Source organism: Rhodoferax sp. (assembly GCF_011391645.1).
GTDB lineage: Bacteria > Pseudomonadota > Gammaproteobacteria > Burkholderiales > Burkholderiaceae_C > Rhodoferax.
The window spans coordinates 1-16,628 of record NZ_JAABQC010000063.1 but is presented as its reverse complement, the minus strand read 5'-3'; the positions used below and the strand labels follow the sequence as shown (position 1 = coordinate 16,628).

Below are 16,628 nucleotides of genomic sequence, written 5' to 3'. Positions count from 1 at the left end.
AAGCGCATGGAAAGCGCTGACGGCGACCCGGTGGCAGTGGCGCCAGGCAGCGGCCACACCGTGTGGCTGGCGCTGCCAGAGAGCGCGGTGGGTGCATTTGTGGCGCGCTACGTGCATGCGCCAGAGGCATTGGCACTGTCGTGATCGAACCCTTGCACGTCCCAGAAGACGAGGTGAGCTTAAGCGCCATCCGGGCCCAGGGCGCGGGCGGGCAGAATGTCAACAAGGTGTCGAGTGCAATCCATTTGCGCTTTGACATTGCCGCATCCAGCCTGCCCGACGACGTCAAGGAACGGTTGCTGGCGCTGCATGACAGCCGCATCACCAAAGAAGGTGTGCTGGTGCTGAAAGCGCAGCAGCACCGCACCCAGGAAATGAACCGCTTTGACGCGCTGATCCGCCTACACGAGCTGGTCAACAGTGTGGCGCAACCACCCAAAAATCGCAAACCGACCAGACCGACACAGGCCGCGGTCAAGCGGGTGCGCCAGGCCAAAACGCAGCGCTCCGAGGTCAAGGCCACGCGGGCCCGCGTTCAGCATGAGCATTGACGGGCTGCGGCTCCAACTGGATCGATAAAAACATGGCAATTCAATGGTTTCCAGGGCATATGCACCTGACGCAAAAGGCTATTTGCCAGCGCATCAAAAATATCGATGTGGTGATCGAGTTACTCGATGCGCGCCTGCCGGGCTCCAGCGCCAACCCGATGCTGGCTGAACTCACGCAGGGCAAACCGGCGCTCAAGGTGCTGAACAAGCAGGATCTGGCCGATCCGCAGCGCACCGAACAATGGCTGGCGCATTACAACGCCCAAAGCGGCACCCGTGCCATCGGGCTGGATGCCAGCATGGCCGCGCCTGCCAAGGCGCTGATCAAGGCCTGTTTTGAACTCGCGCCCAACCGGGGTGGCATGGTCAAGCCGATGCGGGTGCTGATTTGCGGCATTCCCAACGTGGGCAAATCGACCCTGATCAATACCTTGACGGCCAAACGCGCCGCCAAGACGGGTGATGAAGCCGGCATTACCAAGCTGGAGCAGCGCATCAGTCTGGCGCCTGACTTCTATCTGTACGACACACCGGGCATTCTCTGGCCGCGCATCATCGTGGCCAAGAGCGGTTACAACCTGGCCGCCAGCGGCGCCATTGGCCGCAACGCGTTTGACGAAGAGGAGGTGGCGCTGGAACTGCTGGACTATTTGAAAACGCATTATCCGGCGCTGCTGGAGGCACGCTTCAGGCTGGAAGGTGTTGCCGCCCTGACCGACGAAGCATTGCTGGAGGCCATTGGCCGTCAACGCGGCGCGCTGCAGGGTGGCCAGAAGATCAATTTGCAGAAGGCTGCCGAGATTGCAATTTACGATTTTCGCTCGGGTGTGCTGGGTCGCATGACGCTGGAAACGCCTGAGGAGTTTGCCAAGTGGCTGGCGCTGGGGAAAACCCTGGATGCCGAGCGTCAGGTTAAAAAAGACGCCATTGAACTTGACCGCAAGATCAGGTTCAAGAAAATCCCGCGCCCTGACTTGCGTCCATCACGTTGAAGTCAAAAGGCTTCGTGGCGCAGCACCACGTCCGAACAGGGAAAAGCCACGCAAGGCAGCACAAAGCCTTCGTCCTTTTCGTCGGCGCTCAAGCCTGGCCACTCGATGTCGTAGTGCACCTGCCCACTCTCAAGCTTGCTGAAACAGGTGCGACAAGTGCCGTTGCGGCATGAGCTTGGCCAGTCAATGCCGCCCTGTTCGATGGACAATAGCAAGGGCTGGTTGGACCAGGCATCAAATTGCTGGCGATCGGGTTCGGCGTGGCCGATGAACAGCTTCGGTGTGTCGTCATTACTCATTATTGGATTATATGAAGCATCAAAATAGCCATTTAACGCTGTTGCGTTTGCACTGAATGCTATCAATACTGAACTGTAAAATCCACGATGAATCAACCACCTCGCTATGAAAACTATATTGCCCCTGAATCTGCTGATCAAACCTGATCGCAGCGATCCCCAGCCACTCATTCTGTACCACGGCCACAATTGCCCGGACGGTTTTGCCGCAGCCCTGGCGGCTTGGCTGTATTACGAGGGTAAAGCCGAGTTTTTGGGGCTGGATCATGGCGATGTCAAGTCGGTGGATGATCTGCCTGCGCTCGGCGGGCGCGCCGTTTATATCCTGGATTTTTCGTTTGCGGAACACATTCTGCGCGCCATTGAAGAACGCGCGGCCAAACTGGTCATGCTGGACCACCACCTGAGTGCGGCGGAAAAGCTGACTGGTTTTCGCTGCCGCTGTGGCGTGGTCCACTTTGACATGAAAAAGTCAGGGTCACACCTGGCCTGGGAGTTTTTTCAACCTGAAAAACCAATGCCGGCGCTGATCCGGTTTGTCGAAGACCGAGACATCTGGCTCTGGCGTTACCCGGAAAGCCCTGCATTTCTGGCGGCGCTGGACATGGAGCCGTTTGAGTTTGAGCGCTGGCACCAGATTGCCGAGTTTGATGCCCGGCAACTGGAGCACTTTATCGAGCGCGGTCATGCCATGGATGAGAAATTTTCCAAACTGGCCGAACTGATCGCCGAGCACGCCAGCCCTCTGGTGTTCAATGGCGTCACCGGACTGATGGTCAATGCGCCTGGCGTCTTTCACAGTCTGGTGGGAGACCTTCTGTGCCAGAAGTCGGGCACATTTGCATTGCTCTGGAGTGTGGATAAGAACCAGATGGTCAAGTGTGGCTTGCGCTCCAAGTCCGGCTTCAATTGCATCCCCCTGGCCGCCAGCATGGGCGGTGGAGGTCATGCGCAAGCCTGCGGCTTCAAAATGGCGGTTGATCGCCTGCCCGAGCTGCTCAGAGGAACCTTGACCTCAAGCGCTCTTGTGGCGCTGGCGTAATCAAGGTCGGCGACAAAACCCAGACAAAAAAAGGGCCGATCTTGCGATCGGCCCTAAGGAGTCCCTGAACCTGAAGGTTTCGAAAGGACCCGAGGAGACAACTGGTGGAAAACTTTCGCTTTCAATGTTTCAAATCATACCAAGCAAGTCAGGGTTTCCCCTCGGTATTAAAGTCAAGACCCTAAAAAACGAGGAGGGTACCGACTTGCCGGTGTCAATCAATTAACGCTTTTTAGTGGCGGTCTTGGCTGCGCTGGTTGCGGAAGAAGCCATGGTGTTGAAGTTGGCTTCAGCGACGTCGGTTGCTTGCTTGACAGCTTTTTGCACGGATTCAAGGGCGTTGGTAGCGGCAGCCACCGAGCTCTTCATCATGGCAACAGCGGTTTCCGAGCCGGCCGGTGCGTTTTTGGCAGCGGCGTCAACCATGCCTGCAAATTGTTGCTGGGCTTCGGCAGTCTGGGCTTCGAAAGCCTTGGTGAACTCGCTGGAAGCGCCCGTGGCAATCTCGTACAGGTGACGGCTGTAAGCAGCAGTCTTTTCAGCCAAGGGTTGCAGCAGGCTGGATTGCAGTGCCAGCAACTCTTGTGCGTCTTTCGCGCTCAGCATGGCCTTGGCGGTGTCGCCGGTTTCAGCCAGAGCGGCTTTGGAAGCGCTCAGGTTGAGTTCAACAATCTTTTCCACGCCTTCGAAGGCTTTGGAAGTGAGGCCCAACAGGGTTTCGACGTTGGCTTTTTGTGAGGCCATGACTTGTTCTACGGTCAGCATATTCAATTCTCCAGAAGTTAAAGTAAAAGGGTATCTGCGCCGAAACTGGGTGGATCCCGGTTCATGTTGCAGTGCAGCATGGGTTGAATTATAGGGTTATCCCGGGTCTGCGCAAGTCTTTTTTGTTGCATTGCAGCAATTTAGAGACGCTTTCCTAATCAGTTGGGGCATGTCGCTGCGCGAATGGTCTGACCCGCAAGGTCTCAAAATGCCGGCTTTGTCATCAAGCCAAAATACCGCCATGCAAGCTTTTTACTCAGACCATTTCGTTTTGCCGTTACCACCGGGGCATCGCTTCCCGATGGCCAAGTACGCCATGCTGCATGAGGCCATCGCACAGCAGTTGCCCGCTGTGGCGCTGCTGGAGGCGCCCGCTGCCAGCGACGGTCAACTGGCCCTGGTGCACACACCTGAGTACATTGAAAGCCTGGTGAGCGGCGGGATCAGTGCGGCGGCCATGCGCGAAATCGGTTTTCCCTGGAGCGAATTTATGGTGGCGCGGGCGCGGCGCTCGGTGGGTGCCACGGTGGCGGCAGTGCGTGCAGCGCAGCAAACCGGCGTGGCCGCCAACTTGGCTGGCGGCACCCACCATGCCTATGCCGGCAAGGGCGGTGGCTTTTGCGTTTTTAATGATGTGGCGGTGGCGGCGCGCCTGGCGCAAGCGGAGTGGCAGCGGCACAACCGGCTGCCACTGAAAGTGGCGGTGATTGATCTGGATGTGCATCAGGGCAATGGCACGGCGCACATATTCCAGAGCGACAGCAGCGTGTTCACGCTGTCACTGCATGGCGACAAGAACTTTCCGTTTCGCAAGGAAACCGGCGATCTGGATGTGGCCCTGGCCGATGGCTGTGGTGATGCGGATTACCTGGCTGCGCTGGAGCAGGCGCTGCTCGAATTGAGCCAGCGCTTTGAGCCCGGCCTGGTGCTGTACCTGGCCGGCGCAGATCCTTATGCGGGCGATCGCCTGGGACGCCTGGCCTTGACCCAGGATGGACTGGAGGCGCGCGATCGGCGGGTGTTTGACTGGTGTTTTCAGCGTCGGATTCCGGTGGTGTTTGTGATGGCGGGTGGCTATGGCAGGCAAATTGAAGAGACTGTCCAGATTCAATTGCGCACCTTCCGTGCGGGCCTGTCCTATGCCCAGCGCTGGCAGTAGACCGGATGCAGCGCAGCGCCATCCGGGAACCGGGGCATTGACTGCCGCCCGGCAATTGAAATTATTAAAAAGTCAACAATGCGAATATCACAAGAACGACGCGGCTAAATGTTTCACAATCCGCTTCTGCCTGCCAAACGCATGCAACAACGAGGAGACTGATTCATGGCGACGACCACTTTTGAAGCGCGAACTTACCCGCAAAAGCCGACCGATGTATACCTGTTTGCCACCTGCCTGATTGACCAGTTCACGCCCGAGGCGGGCCTTGACACGGTGAATCTGCTGGAGCGCGAAGGTATCCGCGTGCACTACCTGGAAGCGCAAACCTGTTGCGGTCAGCCAGCCCACAGCAGCGGCTTCCCGGATGAGGCGCGCGCCGTGGCCCTGCAGCAACTGAACCTGTTTGTCGAGTCCTGGCCGGTGGTGATTCCGTCGGGCTCCTGCGGCGGCATGATCCGCAAGCATTACCCGCACCTGTTTGCCGACGACCCGGTGTTGCACGCCAAAGCCGTGGATCTGTCAGAGCGGGTGTATGAGCTCAGTGAATTCCTGGTGCATGTGGTGAATTTCAGCCAGCCCGACCTTGGCGCGCCCTGCACCATCGCGCTGCACACCTCGTGCCACGCGCGCCGCGAAATGGGCGCGCACGAGACCAGTGTGGCGCTGCTCGACAGCATGGCCCAGGTGACGGTAAAGGAGCAGGTGCGCATTGAGGAGTGCTGCGGCTTCGGCGGCACCTTTGCCATGCGCTACCCCGACATTTCCGAGGCCATCGTCAACGACAAGGTGGCCGCCATCCGCGACACCGGCGCCGGGTTGGTGGTGAGTGCCGACTGCGGCTGCATGCTCAACATCACCGGCCGCGCCGCCAAGCAGGATGAATTGGCGGGCTTGCCCAAGCCCACCCTGCCGGGTGAGCACCTGGCGAGCTTTTTGTGGCGCCGAACGACGCAGCAAACCACCACTGGAGACGCCGCATGAACGCCAGCTTGAACCCCACCGGCGCGGCCGAAGCCAACGCGCGCAGCAGCATCCTGGCGCGTCTGCGTGCCCCGGCCACGCCAGCGCCACTGCCGCTGCCTGATGTGAGCGCCTGGTTTGAAGCGCGCCAGCGCCACGAAGACACAGCCCAGCGCGTGACCCGACTGCGCGCTGCCCTGGAAGCCGTCAAAACCGAGGTGCATGACACCACAGCTGCCGACTGGCCCGAACTCTTGCTGCGTTTGGTCGCCGCCAAGGGACTGCGCAATCTGCTGATTGGCGCCGACACACCACACGGTGCCGAACTGGAGGCGCGCCAGCCCGTCAACCTTGAACTCAAGCGTTATGCCGAGTCCATCGACTCCTGGCGGGATGTGCTGTTTGATGAGGTGGATGCCTCCCTGACAATCGCCAAAAGCGCCATTGCCGAGATTGGCAGCCTGATCCTGTGGCCCACGCCCGCAGAGCCCCGGCTGATGTCGCTGGTGCCGTCGGTGCATTTTGTGCTGCTCGACCCGGCAACCATCCATTCTGATTTTTATTCGGCAATGACGTCCGAGGGCTGGAACGACAACCTGCCCACCAATGCGCTGTTGATTTGCGGTCCGTCCAAGACCGCCGACATTCAGCAAACGCTGGCCTACGGCGCCCATGGCCCGCGTGAGCTGGTGGTGCTGTTGTGCCACGCCGATCCCTTCCAACCAGGAGCAGCCGCATGAGCCAGGTCATCAAAATCCATCCGATGGAAGACTTCAAGGAGCGCAGCCGTGACGTGCTCAATGATCTGGGGCAGCGCAAGAATTTCCGCGGTGCCATGGACTTTTTGCAGGCTAAGCGCCGCGCCCAGTTCCCGGACCAGGACGAATTGCAGGGCCTGCGCGAGCTTGGCTCACAAATTCGCCGCTACAGCCTGGCCCACCTGCCGGCTTTGCTGGAGCGGCTCGAAGACCGGCTCACCGCCAATGGCATCCAGGTGCACTGGGCGCAAAACTCCGAGGAAGCCAACGCCATTGCGCTGGGCATTGCCCGCCGCGTCAACGCCAAGCGTGTGATCAAGGGCAAGTCGATGGTGAGCGAGGAGGTGGGTTTCAACCACGCCATGGAAGCCGCCGGCATCGAGGCCCTCGAGTCAGACATGGGCGAGTACATCGTGCAACTGGCCGGCGAGGCGCCGTCGCACATCATCATGCCGGCCATCCACAAGACCAAGCAGGCCATTGCCGAGCTGTTTGCCAAGGAAATTCCGGGTGTGGCCTACACCGAAGATGTCGATGCGCTGATCCGCATTGGCCGCCGGGTGCTGCGGCGCAAGTTTGCCGATGCCGACATCGGCCTCTCTGGCGTCAACTTTTGTGTGGCTGATACCGGCACCTTGTGTCTGGTGGAAAACGAGGGCAATGGCCGCATGTGCACCACCGTGCCCAAGGTGCACATTGCCATCACCGGCATCGAAAAAGTGGTGGAGAAGCTCGAACACGTGGCCCCGCTGTACAGCCTGCTGTCACGCTCGGCCACGGGTCAGGCGGTCACCACCTACTTCAACCTGATCAGCGGCCCGCGCAAGCCCGGTGAAAAAGACGGGCCTGAGGAGGTGCACCTGATCCTGCTCGACAATGGTCGCACGCAAGCCTATGCCGACGAAGAACTGCGCGAAACCCTCAAATGCATCCGCTGCGGCGCCTGCATGAACCATTGCCCGGTGTATGCCCGCATTGGCGGCCACGCCTACGGCACCACCTACCCGGGCCCGATTGGCGCCATCATCTCGCCGCACATGCTGGGCCTTGACGCCACCTATCCGCTGGCCTTTGCCTCCACGTTGTGCGGCGCTTGTGTCGAGGTGTGCCCGGTGAAGATCCCGATCACCGACATCCTGGTGCGCCTGCGCAACGAATCGCAGGTCAAGCCCGAAAGCGAAGACGCCACGCTGCGCGGCAGTGGTGCCGGGCGCACGGCAGCCAGCACCGCGGTCTGGAATGTCTGGGCGCAAGTCTACGGTCGCTCCGGGCTGTACAAGCTGGCGTCGTGGTTCATGAGCCGCGGCCGGGCCTTGTCGCCCTCAGACCAGGGTGCCTGGACGCGCAGCCGCACGCCGCTGGTGCCCGCACCCAAACGCCTGCGCGACCTGCTGAAAGAGCGAAAATCATGAGCATCAAGCCCGCACAACAGTTTTGGAGAAATGCCTTTGGCCACTGAAAATTTGCCTGACTCAGACCTGCACGTCGCCACCGTCGATACCGCCATCACGTCGCGCATGTCAGTGCGTGCCTTTACCCAGGAACCCGTGCCGCGACAGGCCCTGCAGGATATTCTGCAGGTGGCGAGCCGGGCCCCGTCGGGCACCAACACCCAGCCCTGGAAGGTCTATGTGCTGCAAGGCCAAAGCCGCGACACGCTGGTGGAAAAGGTCTGCGCCGCCCACGATGCGCTGCGTGCCGACCCGGCGCTGGCCGCCCGGTACCGGGAAGAATATGACTATTACCCAGAAAAGTGGGTCAGCCCCTACATCGACCGGCGCCGCGAAAACGGCTGGGGTTTGTACAACCTGCTCGGCATTGGCAAGGGCGACAAGGACAAGATGCACGCGCAGCACCAGCGCAATTACAAGTTTTTTGACGCGCCGGTGGGCCTGATGTTCACCATCGACCGGATCATGGGGCGCGGCTCGCTGCTTGATTACGGCATGTTTTTGCAGAACATCATGGTGGCGGCGCGCGCCCGTGGCCTGCACACCTGCCCGCAGGCGGCCTGGAACGGTTTTGCCAGCATCATCCTGCCGCACATTGGCGCGGGCGCCGATGAAATGCTGGTGTGCGGCATGTCGCTGGGTTACGCGCAAGCGGGCGAGCCGGTGAATGGCTTCCACACCCCGCGGCTGACAGTGTCAGAGTTCACCCACTGGCTGGAGTGAGTCAGCGACGTCATTGCGAACGCCAGGTTCGCCGTGACGGTCGCCTTTTCTGTTACTTCAGGTCTTCCGCCAACACTTTGACGATGCGTTGCGCGTCGGCAGGCACCGCGGCGCTGCCGTCGGCGTTTTGCACCGACACCGTGCTGGCGCTGTCCACGCTGACCACCGAAACCCTGAATTTTTGTGGCGCATTTCCCGGCTTGGAGCCACCAAAAAGCTTGCCAAGGAAGCCGGGTTCCGCCGTGTCGGCATTGGGCGCAACATAGCGCACAAAATAGATGCCTTTGCTGCGGTCGCGGTCTTCCACGGTGAAGTTGGTGCGGTCCAGGGCGAGGCCGACCCGGCGCCAGGCGCGGTCAAAGCCCTCCTCCAGGCGCACCACGGGTTGACCGTTGATGGTTTCAATCTGGGCGCTTTTGCTGGTCGCGCCAGCGGCTACCAGGGCTTTGGATTGCTCTTGGGAGACACCCAGTTTGACCATCAGGCGGCGCAGAAACTCGGCTTCAAGTTCGGGGTCGGCGGCGCGGGGCTGCCACACGGTCTGGTCTTTGGCCGTGCTGCTGTAGACCTCGATCATGCCGCGGTGGCTGATGAAAATGTCGGTGCCGCCGCTGGCATTGCGCTCCAGCCGGGTGCGAAACTTGTCACGCTCACCGGTGGAGTACAGGGAATCAAACACCTTGCCAATCGTGCTGCGGATGATGTCCTGCGGAATTTTGGCCCGGTTCTCGGCCCAATCGGTTTCCATGATGCCCAGATTGGCCTGATCCATCACCAGCAAGAAACCATTCTCCTGCCAGAAGTCCTTGACGGGTTCCCACAGTTTGTCGGCGGGCCGGCTGATCACCAGCCAGCGCTGGTTGCCGGCACGTTCCACGCGCACATCGCCCAATGAGGTGGTCGCAGTGGGTATGGTCGGATTGCTGGCCTGGCCGATCTGATAACCAGACGCGGTGACAGCTCCACCGGGCACCACATAGCGCGATTCGCGCGACAGCTGGGTCATGTCGGGTGGAACCTCAAGCGAAGGTGTTTTGCCGGCGGCGCTCTTGTAGTCGACCTTGTCGCCCTCCAAGGCGGTGATGCTGCAGGCACCCAGGGTCAGGCTCAGGCCAAGGAGTGCAAGTCTGGAAATAGGGTTCACAAAAATTCCTTCGGGTCAAATGTTGTTTCAGCGAGAGAAAGCGGGCCAGCCTGGCATCAAAGCAGGCCAACGTCGCGCAAGGCAGCCTCGACCACCGGCACACTGGCCGGGGTCAGTTCGGTCATGGGCAGGCGCAGCGTACCACCGCACAGGTTCATGCGCGCCACGGCCCACTTCACCGGAATGGGGTTGGCTTCGACAAACAGGTTTTTGTGCAGCGGCATCAATTTGAATTGAATTTCCATCGCGCGTTTGACATCACCGGCCAGTGCCGCCAGGCACAACTCGTGCATCAGGCGCGGGGCCACATTGGCCGTCACGCTGATGTTGCCATGCCCGCCGCACAGCATCAGCGCCACGGCGGTGGGGTCGTCGCCAGAATAAATGGCGAAGTCGCTGGGGGCTTCACGAATCAGCCATTGGGCGCGGCCAATGTCGCCAGTGGCTTCCTTGATGCCGACAATACCGGGCACCTGGGTCAGGCGCAGCACGGTGTCGAGTGTCATGTCGGCGACCGTGCGTCCGGGCACGTTGTACAGCACCATGGGCAGATCAACGGCTTCGGCAATGGCCTTGAAGTGCTGGTATTGGCCTTCTTGCGTTGGCTTGTTGTAGTAGGGCACCACCTGCAACTGGCAATCGGCTCCCACTTTTTTGGCGAACTTGGCCAGTTCAATGGCCTCGGCTGTGCAGTTGGAGCCGCAGCCGGCCATGATGGGCACGCGCCGGGCGGCTTGTTCAACGGCCACCCGGATGATTTCGCGGTGTTCTTCCACGCTGACGGTGGGCGACTCGCCGGTGGTGCCGACCACGCCAATGCAATCCGTTCCCTCGGCAATGTGCCAGTCGATCAGCTTGCGCAGCGCCGGGTAGTCCACACTGCCGTCAGGATGCATGGGGGTGACCAGGGCAACAATACTGCCGGTGAGGCTAGGCTTTGAATGTGACATCTTTTGCTGGGTAAATGAATTAGCCGCTCATTTTAGCGAGAGTGGGTAACGCGCGGGTTGGCGTCCTGCTGGCCCAGCATCAGCCGCCTGGGGGTTTGGCTTGATGGCGGCAATGCGCTGCACAAAGCGTTCGGGGTTGGGCAGAAAACCATCTTCAAACGCGACAATGCGCAGGCCATTGCAAAGTTGAAGCAATTCGCCGGTTTGCAGCAAAAAATCGGGCCGGGACGGCTTGCCCACAGTCTCGTTACCCTGCGCAAAAGTCTCATAAAGCAAAATGCCGCCGGGTGCCAGGCTTTGCAGCAGCACTGGGAACAGCGGTCGCCACAGGTAATTGGTGACCAGCACCACGTCAAAGGTTTGCGGCAAACCGTTTTTAATCAGGGGCCAAGGGCCGCCTTCAATGTCCGCCTGAACCGCATGGCCGTAGCGGCTGGCTGCTGCCAGCGCCTCAGCCGAACGGTCGATGCCGGTGCACACAAGACCCTTTTGGCTCAGCCAGACCATGTGGCGACCCGAGCCGCAGGCCACGTCCAGCACGCGCCCGCCCGCAGGCAGCAAATGTTGCCAGCGTAGCACCCAGTCGGAGGGTTGACTCACATGGTGATCAGGCACTAAAAGCAACCCCAAACCTGGTTGGCCAGCGTCATGACAAAGTCGGGCCGCGTGTACATGGCAAACACCAGCCCCAGCACCACAGCCAAGCTGGTGTAGAGCAATATTTTCTGGACCGGCTTCATGGTGTCAGGCCCCCTGGGGCACCGGTGTGCGCACAATCGGCGCCTCTTTGATGGGCAGGTTGACCAGCGCGGCCAGCACGCCCAGTGCAATCGCGATGTACCAGACGATGTCGTAACTGCCGGTGCGGTCAAACAAGTAGCCGCCCAGCCAGACGCCCATGAACGAGCCGATCTGGTGGCTGAAAAAGACAAAGCCGCCGAGCATGGAAAAATGCGCCACGCCAAAAATCTGCGCCACGGTGGCGTTGGTCGGCGGCACGGTGGACAGCCACAACGTGCCCATCACCGCAGAGAACCCATACACGCTCATGGGCGACAGGGGCACCAGCAAGAAGATGCTGATGACGACGGCGCGCGACAGGTAAATGAAGGCCAGAATGTTTTTTTTCTGCATACGCTGGCCCAGCACGCCTGCGGCGTAGGTGCCAAACACATTGAACAGGCCGATCAGCGCCAGCGAGATGCTCGCCACATTGGATGCCAGCCCCTGGTCTTTCAGGTAGCTCGGCATGTGCACGCCAATGAAAACCACCTGGAAGCCGCAGACAAAATAACCGGCCATCAGCAACTGGAAGCTGCGGTAGTGAAAGGCCTCGCGCAGCGCCTGCATGATGGACTGCTCGCGAAAATGCCCGGCGCCAGCCCTGAAATGCGGCTCACGCAAGCCCCAGGCCAGCGGCATGATCAGCAGCGCCGTCAGCGCCAGCGCCACCAGGGCCTGCTGCCAGCCCAGGCTGTCAATCAAAAAACCTTCGGTCGGCACCATCAGGAACTGGCCAAACGAGCCCGCCGCCGCCGCCACACCCATGGCCCAGGAGCGCTTGCTGGCGCTGATGTTGCGGCCAATCACGCCGTAAACGATGGCGTAGGTGGTGCCCGCTTGCGCCATGCCAATCAGCACCCCGGCGCTCAAGCTTAGCATCAGCGCGGTGGTGGCATGGGCCATGCCCAGCAGCCCCAGGGCATAAAGCAAAGCGCCACCCACGAGAACGCGAAAAGCGCCAAAGCGGTCGGCCAGCATGCCGGCAAAAATGCCGGTAAAGCCCCACACCAGGTTTTGAATGGCAAAGGCAAAGGCAAAGGTTTCGCGGCTCCAGTTCAGCTCTTGTGTCATGGGCTGCAGCCACAGCCCAAAGCCGTGCCGGACGCCCATGGAAATGGTGATGATGGCGGCGCCGCACAGCAGGACCTGGTTCATGGAAAGCGTTTTGGCGGGATGCGACATGGCTGGAATATACCGAACTATGCCAGCCCTTCACCCGCCGGGCATTGAACCTCAGTGCTCTGCGCGCACGTTGTCCTTGTACGAGTACAGCGTCACGGCGGGAACCGTCAGCTCGTTTTTCGGGGTGAAGGCGATGTTGGCGGTGATGCCCTTGAGCTTGGTCTTGCCGATGAACGGGGTGTAGACCGTGGGCTCGACGGATTGGGCGCGCTTCATGGCGTCCACCAGAACAAAGGTGGCGTCGTAGGCATACGGGCTGTAAATCTGGAACTGGCCAGGAAAGCGGGCGTCGTATTTCTTCTTCCAGGCCGCGCCGCCCTGCATTTTTTGCACCGAGGCGCCGCCGGTGGCGCAGGTCGCGTTTTTCAAGGTGGTTGCCTTGCCGGAAAGCTCGGCCAACTTCTCGGTGCACAGCCCGTCACCGCCAAAAAACTTCATATTGACCATGCCCAGTTGCGCCATCTGGCGCAGCATGGGGCCGGCCTGGGAGTCGAGGCCGCCATAGAAGATGGCATCTGGCTTCTTGCTCTTGATGTTGGTCAGGATGGCCATGAAATCGGTGGCCTTGTCGGTGGTGAACTCTTCGGCCACAACCTGCATGCCCTTTTGTTTGGCGGTGGCCTTGAAGACATTGGCCAAACCCTGGCCATAGGCCGTGCGGTCATCAATGACGGCAACCGTCTTGAGCTTGAGGCTGTCACTGGCATACACGGCGAGTGCCGCACCCAGCGCGTTGTCGTCGGCAATCAGGCGAAAAGTGGTGGCGTAGCCGCGCTTGGTCACGTCGGGGTTGGTGGCTGCCACCGTGATGTGCGGCAGATCGCACTTGTTGTAGATGGAGGAGGCGGGGATGGTGGTGCCCGACTGCAAGTGGCCCACCACGCCAGCCACTTTGGAGTCGCACAGCTTTTGTGCCACGGCGGTTGCCTGGCGCGGATCACCCGCGTCGTCCTCGGCCGCCAGTTCAAATTTGATTTTCTTGCCGCCAATCACGATGGCCTGGGTGTTGAGTTCGTCAATCGCCATGCGCACGCCGTTTTCGGTGTCTTTGCCGATGTGGGCGATGCCCCCCGAAGTCGGGCCGGCGTGAGCGATCCGCACGGTCTGCACATCCTGGGCGCTGGCAAGGGCCGAAGTGAGCCCCAGCACCGCACAGGCGGTCAGGCGAAGCGAAAAATAGTGGAAGGAATTGGATTTCATGGTCAAGGGTCAATGGACAGGGTTTCAGGTAAAAAACGAAGCGATATCAGGGTTTTCCCTGATGTGCTGATGTTACTCCCCGGCCACGAACTGGCGCAGCGAGGACATTACCCGGGTGGCTGATAGAACCGGATCGCATTGCGGCCGGCATTTTTGGCTTGGTACATCGCGGTGTCAGCCCGCTTCATCAGGTCAATGGGTGTCGCCCGCTGGCCCATGAACATGACCACGCCGATGCTGGCGGAGCAGTGGTAGTCAAGGCGTTGCTCCGTCTGCCCGCGGTCACTGACGGCAAGCGTGTAGGGCCGGGCGATGCTGGCCCTGATTTTTTCAGCAATGACGCCCGCCCGCTGGACAGAAGCCGCCTGGTCCGCGTACAAGTCACTGAGCAGCACCACGAATTCATCACCGCCGAAGCGTGACACGGTGTCAATTTCACGCACACAGGTCTTCAGTTGACTGGCCACCTGGCGCAACAGCGCATCACCAACGTCATGCCCATGGCTGTCGTTGACGACTTTGAAATTATCCAGATCCAGAAACATCAGGGCGCCATAACGGCCGCTGCGTTTGCTGGCTGCCAGGGTTTGGCTCAGGCGGTCCTCGAGCAGACGCCGATTGGGCAACTGGGTAAGCGGGTCATAAAAGGCAAGTTGGAATACCCGTTCTTCCATCTGCCTGCGCTCGGTGGTGTCGCGCTGCACGGACACCCAATGGGTAAAACAGCCTTGCTCGTTGGCCACCGGCACAATCTCAAACTCATTCCAGTAGGACGTTCCGTCCTTGCGGTAATTCAACAATTCTGCGCGGATGGGCTGCCATTTGGCAAGCGCCTCGCGCACCCGGTCAAGCGTGGCGCGGTCGGTGCCCGGCCCCTGCAGCATGCGCGGCGTGTTGCCAATCACCTCTTGCGGGCTGTAGCCGTTGCGCTCATAAAAAATCTTGTTGACCCAGACAATTCGCGGGCCGGGGGTGCTGATGGGGTCTGCCTCGGTGATCACGATGGCATCGTTCATGTGGTCGAGACACACCTCTATCAACCCCTGCAAGTTGGGTATCTCATGCTGCAACAGCGCGTGGCTGGCAATGACTTTGAGTGTACTCATGAGCGTTCGCCGATGATTATGCTTCAAGGACCAAAAGGTGAGCCAAGCCCGGCCCGCGCACTGTCCACGAGAGCTGATGATTCATCCAGTTGTTTGAATGCTGCCTGATTACAATGCCCGGCTATGGCCACCAAACCCTCCACCACCAATCCTGAATATTCCGAGAACTCGATCCGTGTTCTGAAAGGGCTGGAGCCCGTCAAACAGCGCCCGGGCATGTACACCCGCACCGACAACCCGATGCACGTCATTCAGGAAGTGCTCGACAACGCGGCTGACGAAGCGCTGGCCGGGCACGGCAGGAAGATCAAGACCATCGTGCACACCGACGGTTCGATCACGGTGGAAGACGATGGCCGCGGCATCCCGTTTGGCATGCACCCGACCGAGCACGCGCCGGTGATCGAACTGGTGTTTACCCAGTTGCATGCGGGTGGCAAATTTGACAAGGGCAAAGGCGGTGCCTACAGCTTTTCCGGCGGTCTGCATGGCGTGGGTGTGAGTGTGACCAATGCCTTGTCGCTGCGTCTGGAGGCCACCACTTACCGCGAAGGCCAGGTGGCACGGCTGGTGTTTGCCGGCGGCGACGTGATCGAGCCCCTGATCGTGCGCCCGGCAGGCGAGGGCGAGCGCAAGTCGGGCACCACGGTGCGGGTCTGGCCCGATGGCAAATATTTTGAGTCGATGGTCTTGCCCATGGCGCATCTGGAGCACCTGCTGCGCAGCAAGGCGGTGCTGATGCCGGGCGTGTCGGTGACCCTGGTGCAGGAAAAGTCCAAAGAAACCCAGACCTGGCTGTTCAAGGGCGGCCTGCGTGACTATTTGACGCAAACCCTGACCGGCGAGCCGGTGATTCCGCTGTTTGAAGGGGATGGGTTTGCCGATGCCCAGCATGACAGTTTTGCCGAAGGCGAAGGCGTGGCCTGGTGTGTGGCTTTTACCGAAGACGGCCAGCCGGTGCGCGAGAGCTATGTCAACCTGATCCCGACCCCGGCTGGTGGCACCCACGAGTCGGGCCTGCGCGATGGCCTGTACACGGCCGTCAAGAGTTTTGTGGAAATGCATTCGCTGCTGCCCAAGGGCGTCAAGCTGCTGCCCGACGATGTTTTTGCGCGCGCCAGCTATGTGCTGTCCACCAAGGTGCTGGACCCGCAGTTTCAGGGTCAGATCAAGGAGCGCCTGAATTCGCGCGACGCGGTGAGGCTGGTGTCCAACTTCGTCCGGCCGGCGCTGGAGCTGTGGCTGAACCAGAATGTGGAATACGGCAAAAAGCTGGCCGAGATCGCCATCAAGGCCGCGCAATCACGCCAAAAAGCCGGCCAGAAGGTCGAAAAACGCAAGGGCTCGGGCGTGGCGGTGTTGCCGGGCAAACTGACCGATTGCGAGAGTCGCGACATTGCCGAGAACGAGGTGTTCCTGGTCGAGGGCGACTCGGCCGGTGGCAGTGCCAAGATGGGCCGCAACAAGGAAAGCCAGGCGGTGCTGCCCCTGCGCGGCAAGGTGTTGAACACCTGGGAAGTCGAGCGCGACCGCCTCTTTGCCAACAATGAAATCCACGAC

Annotated in this window: 18 protein-coding genes; 9 read left to right on the top strand and 9 right to left on the bottom strand. The window is 60.4% G+C overall.

Translation table 11 applies throughout. The features are described from left to right. The first annotated feature begins 143 nt into the window (after window positions 1-143). Together arfB and ylqF are read left to right on the top strand one after the other, a co-directional pair. Window positions 144-551: an alternative ribosome rescue aminoacyl-tRNA hydrolase ArfB gene (arfB, locus tag GPS82_RS09160; protein ID WP_363717402.1), complete on the top strand. Its 408-nt coding sequence runs from the start codon at window positions 144-146 to the stop codon at window positions 549-551. Between the two features lie 32 nt (window positions 552-583). Continuing rightward, window positions 584-1,543: a ribosome biogenesis GTPase YlqF gene (gene ylqF / locus GPS82_RS09155; protein ID WP_296493650.1), complete on the top strand. Its 960-nt coding sequence runs from the start codon at window positions 584-586 to the stop codon at window positions 1,541-1,543. A gap of 2 nt (window positions 1,544-1,545) precedes the next feature. On the opposite strand, the gene GPS82_RS09150 is transcribed toward ylqF, so the two are convergent. Beyond that, a complete protein-coding gene (locus tag GPS82_RS09150) occupies window positions 1,546-1,842 on the bottom strand; it encodes a 2Fe-2S iron-sulfur cluster binding domain-containing protein (protein WP_296493646.1) in 297 nt (98 codons plus the stop codon). 106 nt (window positions 1,843-1,948) lie between these two features. Between GPS82_RS09150 and GPS82_RS09145 the strand changes: the two genes are divergently transcribed. Beyond that, on the top strand, window positions 1,949-2,884 hold the full coding sequence (locus GPS82_RS09145; RefSeq protein ID WP_296493617.1) for a DHHA1 domain-containing protein: 936 nt from the start codon (window positions 1,949-1,951) through the stop codon (window positions 2,882-2,884). A gap of 222 nt (window positions 2,885-3,106) precedes the next feature. On the opposite strand, the gene phaP is transcribed toward GPS82_RS09145, so the two are convergent. Continuing rightward, window positions 3,107-3,649 carry a TIGR01841 family phasin gene (gene phaP, locus GPS82_RS09140; protein WP_296493615.1) on the bottom strand — a complete coding sequence of 181 codons (543 nt, stop codon included), beginning with the start codon at window positions 3,647-3,649 and terminating at the stop codon, window positions 3,107-3,109. A gap of 241 nt (window positions 3,650-3,890) precedes the next feature. On the opposite strand from phaP, the gene GPS82_RS09135 reads away from it, so the two are divergent. The 5 genes from GPS82_RS09135 (at window position 3,891) to GPS82_RS09115 (ending at window position 8,703) form a co-directional block, all read left to right on the top strand. Continuing rightward, entirely contained in the window at window positions 3,891-4,808 is a 918-nt protein-coding gene (locus GPS82_RS09135) for a histone deacetylase (RefSeq protein ID WP_296493612.1), read from the top strand. 165 nt (window positions 4,809-4,973) lie between these two features. After that, window positions 4,974-5,792, top strand: a complete 819-nt coding sequence (locus GPS82_RS09130) for a (Fe-S)-binding protein (protein WP_296493609.1) — start codon at window positions 4,974-4,976, stop codon at window positions 5,790-5,792. Beyond that, window positions 5,789-6,511, top strand: coding sequence for an LUD domain-containing protein (locus GPS82_RS09125; RefSeq protein WP_296493607.1), 723 nt, complete (start codon window positions 5,789-5,791; stop codon window positions 6,509-6,511). The genes GPS82_RS09130 and GPS82_RS09125 overlap by 4 nt, the downstream gene beginning before the upstream one ends. Beyond that, the gene (locus GPS82_RS09120) at window positions 6,508-7,941 is read left to right on the top strand and encodes a LutB/LldF family L-lactate oxidation iron-sulfur protein (protein ID WP_296493605.1); all 1,434 of its coding nucleotides are present in this window, start codon (window positions 6,508-6,510) and stop codon (window positions 7,939-7,941) included. The genes GPS82_RS09125 and GPS82_RS09120 overlap by 4 nt, the downstream gene beginning before the upstream one ends. 105 nt (window positions 7,942-8,046) lie before the next feature. Further along, window positions 8,047-8,703: a nitroreductase gene (locus GPS82_RS09115; protein WP_296493656.1), complete on the top strand. Its 657-nt coding sequence runs from the start codon at window positions 8,047-8,049 to the stop codon at window positions 8,701-8,703. A gap of 52 nt (window positions 8,704-8,755) precedes the next feature. Here GPS82_RS09115 and bamC read toward each other — a convergent pair whose 3' ends face one another. From bamC to GPS82_RS09080, 7 genes are all read right to left on the bottom strand, one after another. Continuing rightward, complete coding sequence (bamC, locus tag GPS82_RS09110; protein WP_296493604.1) at window positions 8,756-9,847, bottom strand: outer membrane protein assembly factor BamC; 1,092 nt, start codon at window positions 9,845-9,847, stop codon at window positions 8,756-8,758. A gap of 56 nt (window positions 9,848-9,903) precedes the next feature. Further along, window positions 9,904-10,797 (bottom strand): 4-hydroxy-tetrahydrodipicolinate synthase, encoded by an 894-nt coding sequence (gene dapA / locus GPS82_RS09105; RefSeq protein WP_296493601.1) that lies wholly within the window; start codon window positions 10,795-10,797, stop codon window positions 9,904-9,906. Window positions 10,798-10,824: 27 nt separating this feature from the next. Next, window positions 10,825-11,397: a class I SAM-dependent methyltransferase gene (locus GPS82_RS09100; RefSeq protein ID WP_296493599.1), complete on the bottom strand. Its 573-nt coding sequence runs from the start codon at window positions 11,395-11,397 to the stop codon at window positions 10,825-10,827. Between the two features lie 14 nt (window positions 11,398-11,411). After that, window positions 11,412-11,537, bottom strand: a complete 126-nt coding sequence (locus tag GPS82_RS09095; RefSeq protein WP_296493596.1) for a hypothetical protein — start codon at window positions 11,535-11,537, stop codon at window positions 11,412-11,414. Between the two features lie 4 nt (window positions 11,538-11,541). After that, the gene (locus tag GPS82_RS09090) at window positions 11,542-12,762 is read right to left on the bottom strand and encodes an MFS transporter (protein ID WP_296493594.1); all 1,221 of its coding nucleotides are present in this window, start codon (window positions 12,760-12,762) and stop codon (window positions 11,542-11,544) included. Window positions 12,763-12,813: 51 nt separating this feature from the next. Continuing rightward, a complete protein-coding gene (locus GPS82_RS09085) occupies window positions 12,814-13,962 on the bottom strand; it encodes a branched-chain amino acid ABC transporter substrate-binding protein (protein ID WP_296493592.1) in 1,149 nt (382 codons plus the stop codon). Window positions 13,963-14,069: 107 nt separating this feature from the next. Next, on the bottom strand, window positions 14,070-15,068 hold the full coding sequence (locus GPS82_RS09080; protein WP_296493590.1) for a diguanylate cyclase: 999 nt from the start codon (window positions 15,066-15,068) through the stop codon (window positions 14,070-14,072). 123 nt (window positions 15,069-15,191) lie between these two features. Between GPS82_RS09080 and GPS82_RS09075 the strand changes: the two genes are divergently transcribed. Next, window positions 15,192-16,628, top strand: a 1,437-nt coding sequence (locus GPS82_RS09075) for an ATP-binding protein (RefSeq protein WP_296493589.1), incomplete at its 3' end; no start/stop codon positions are given.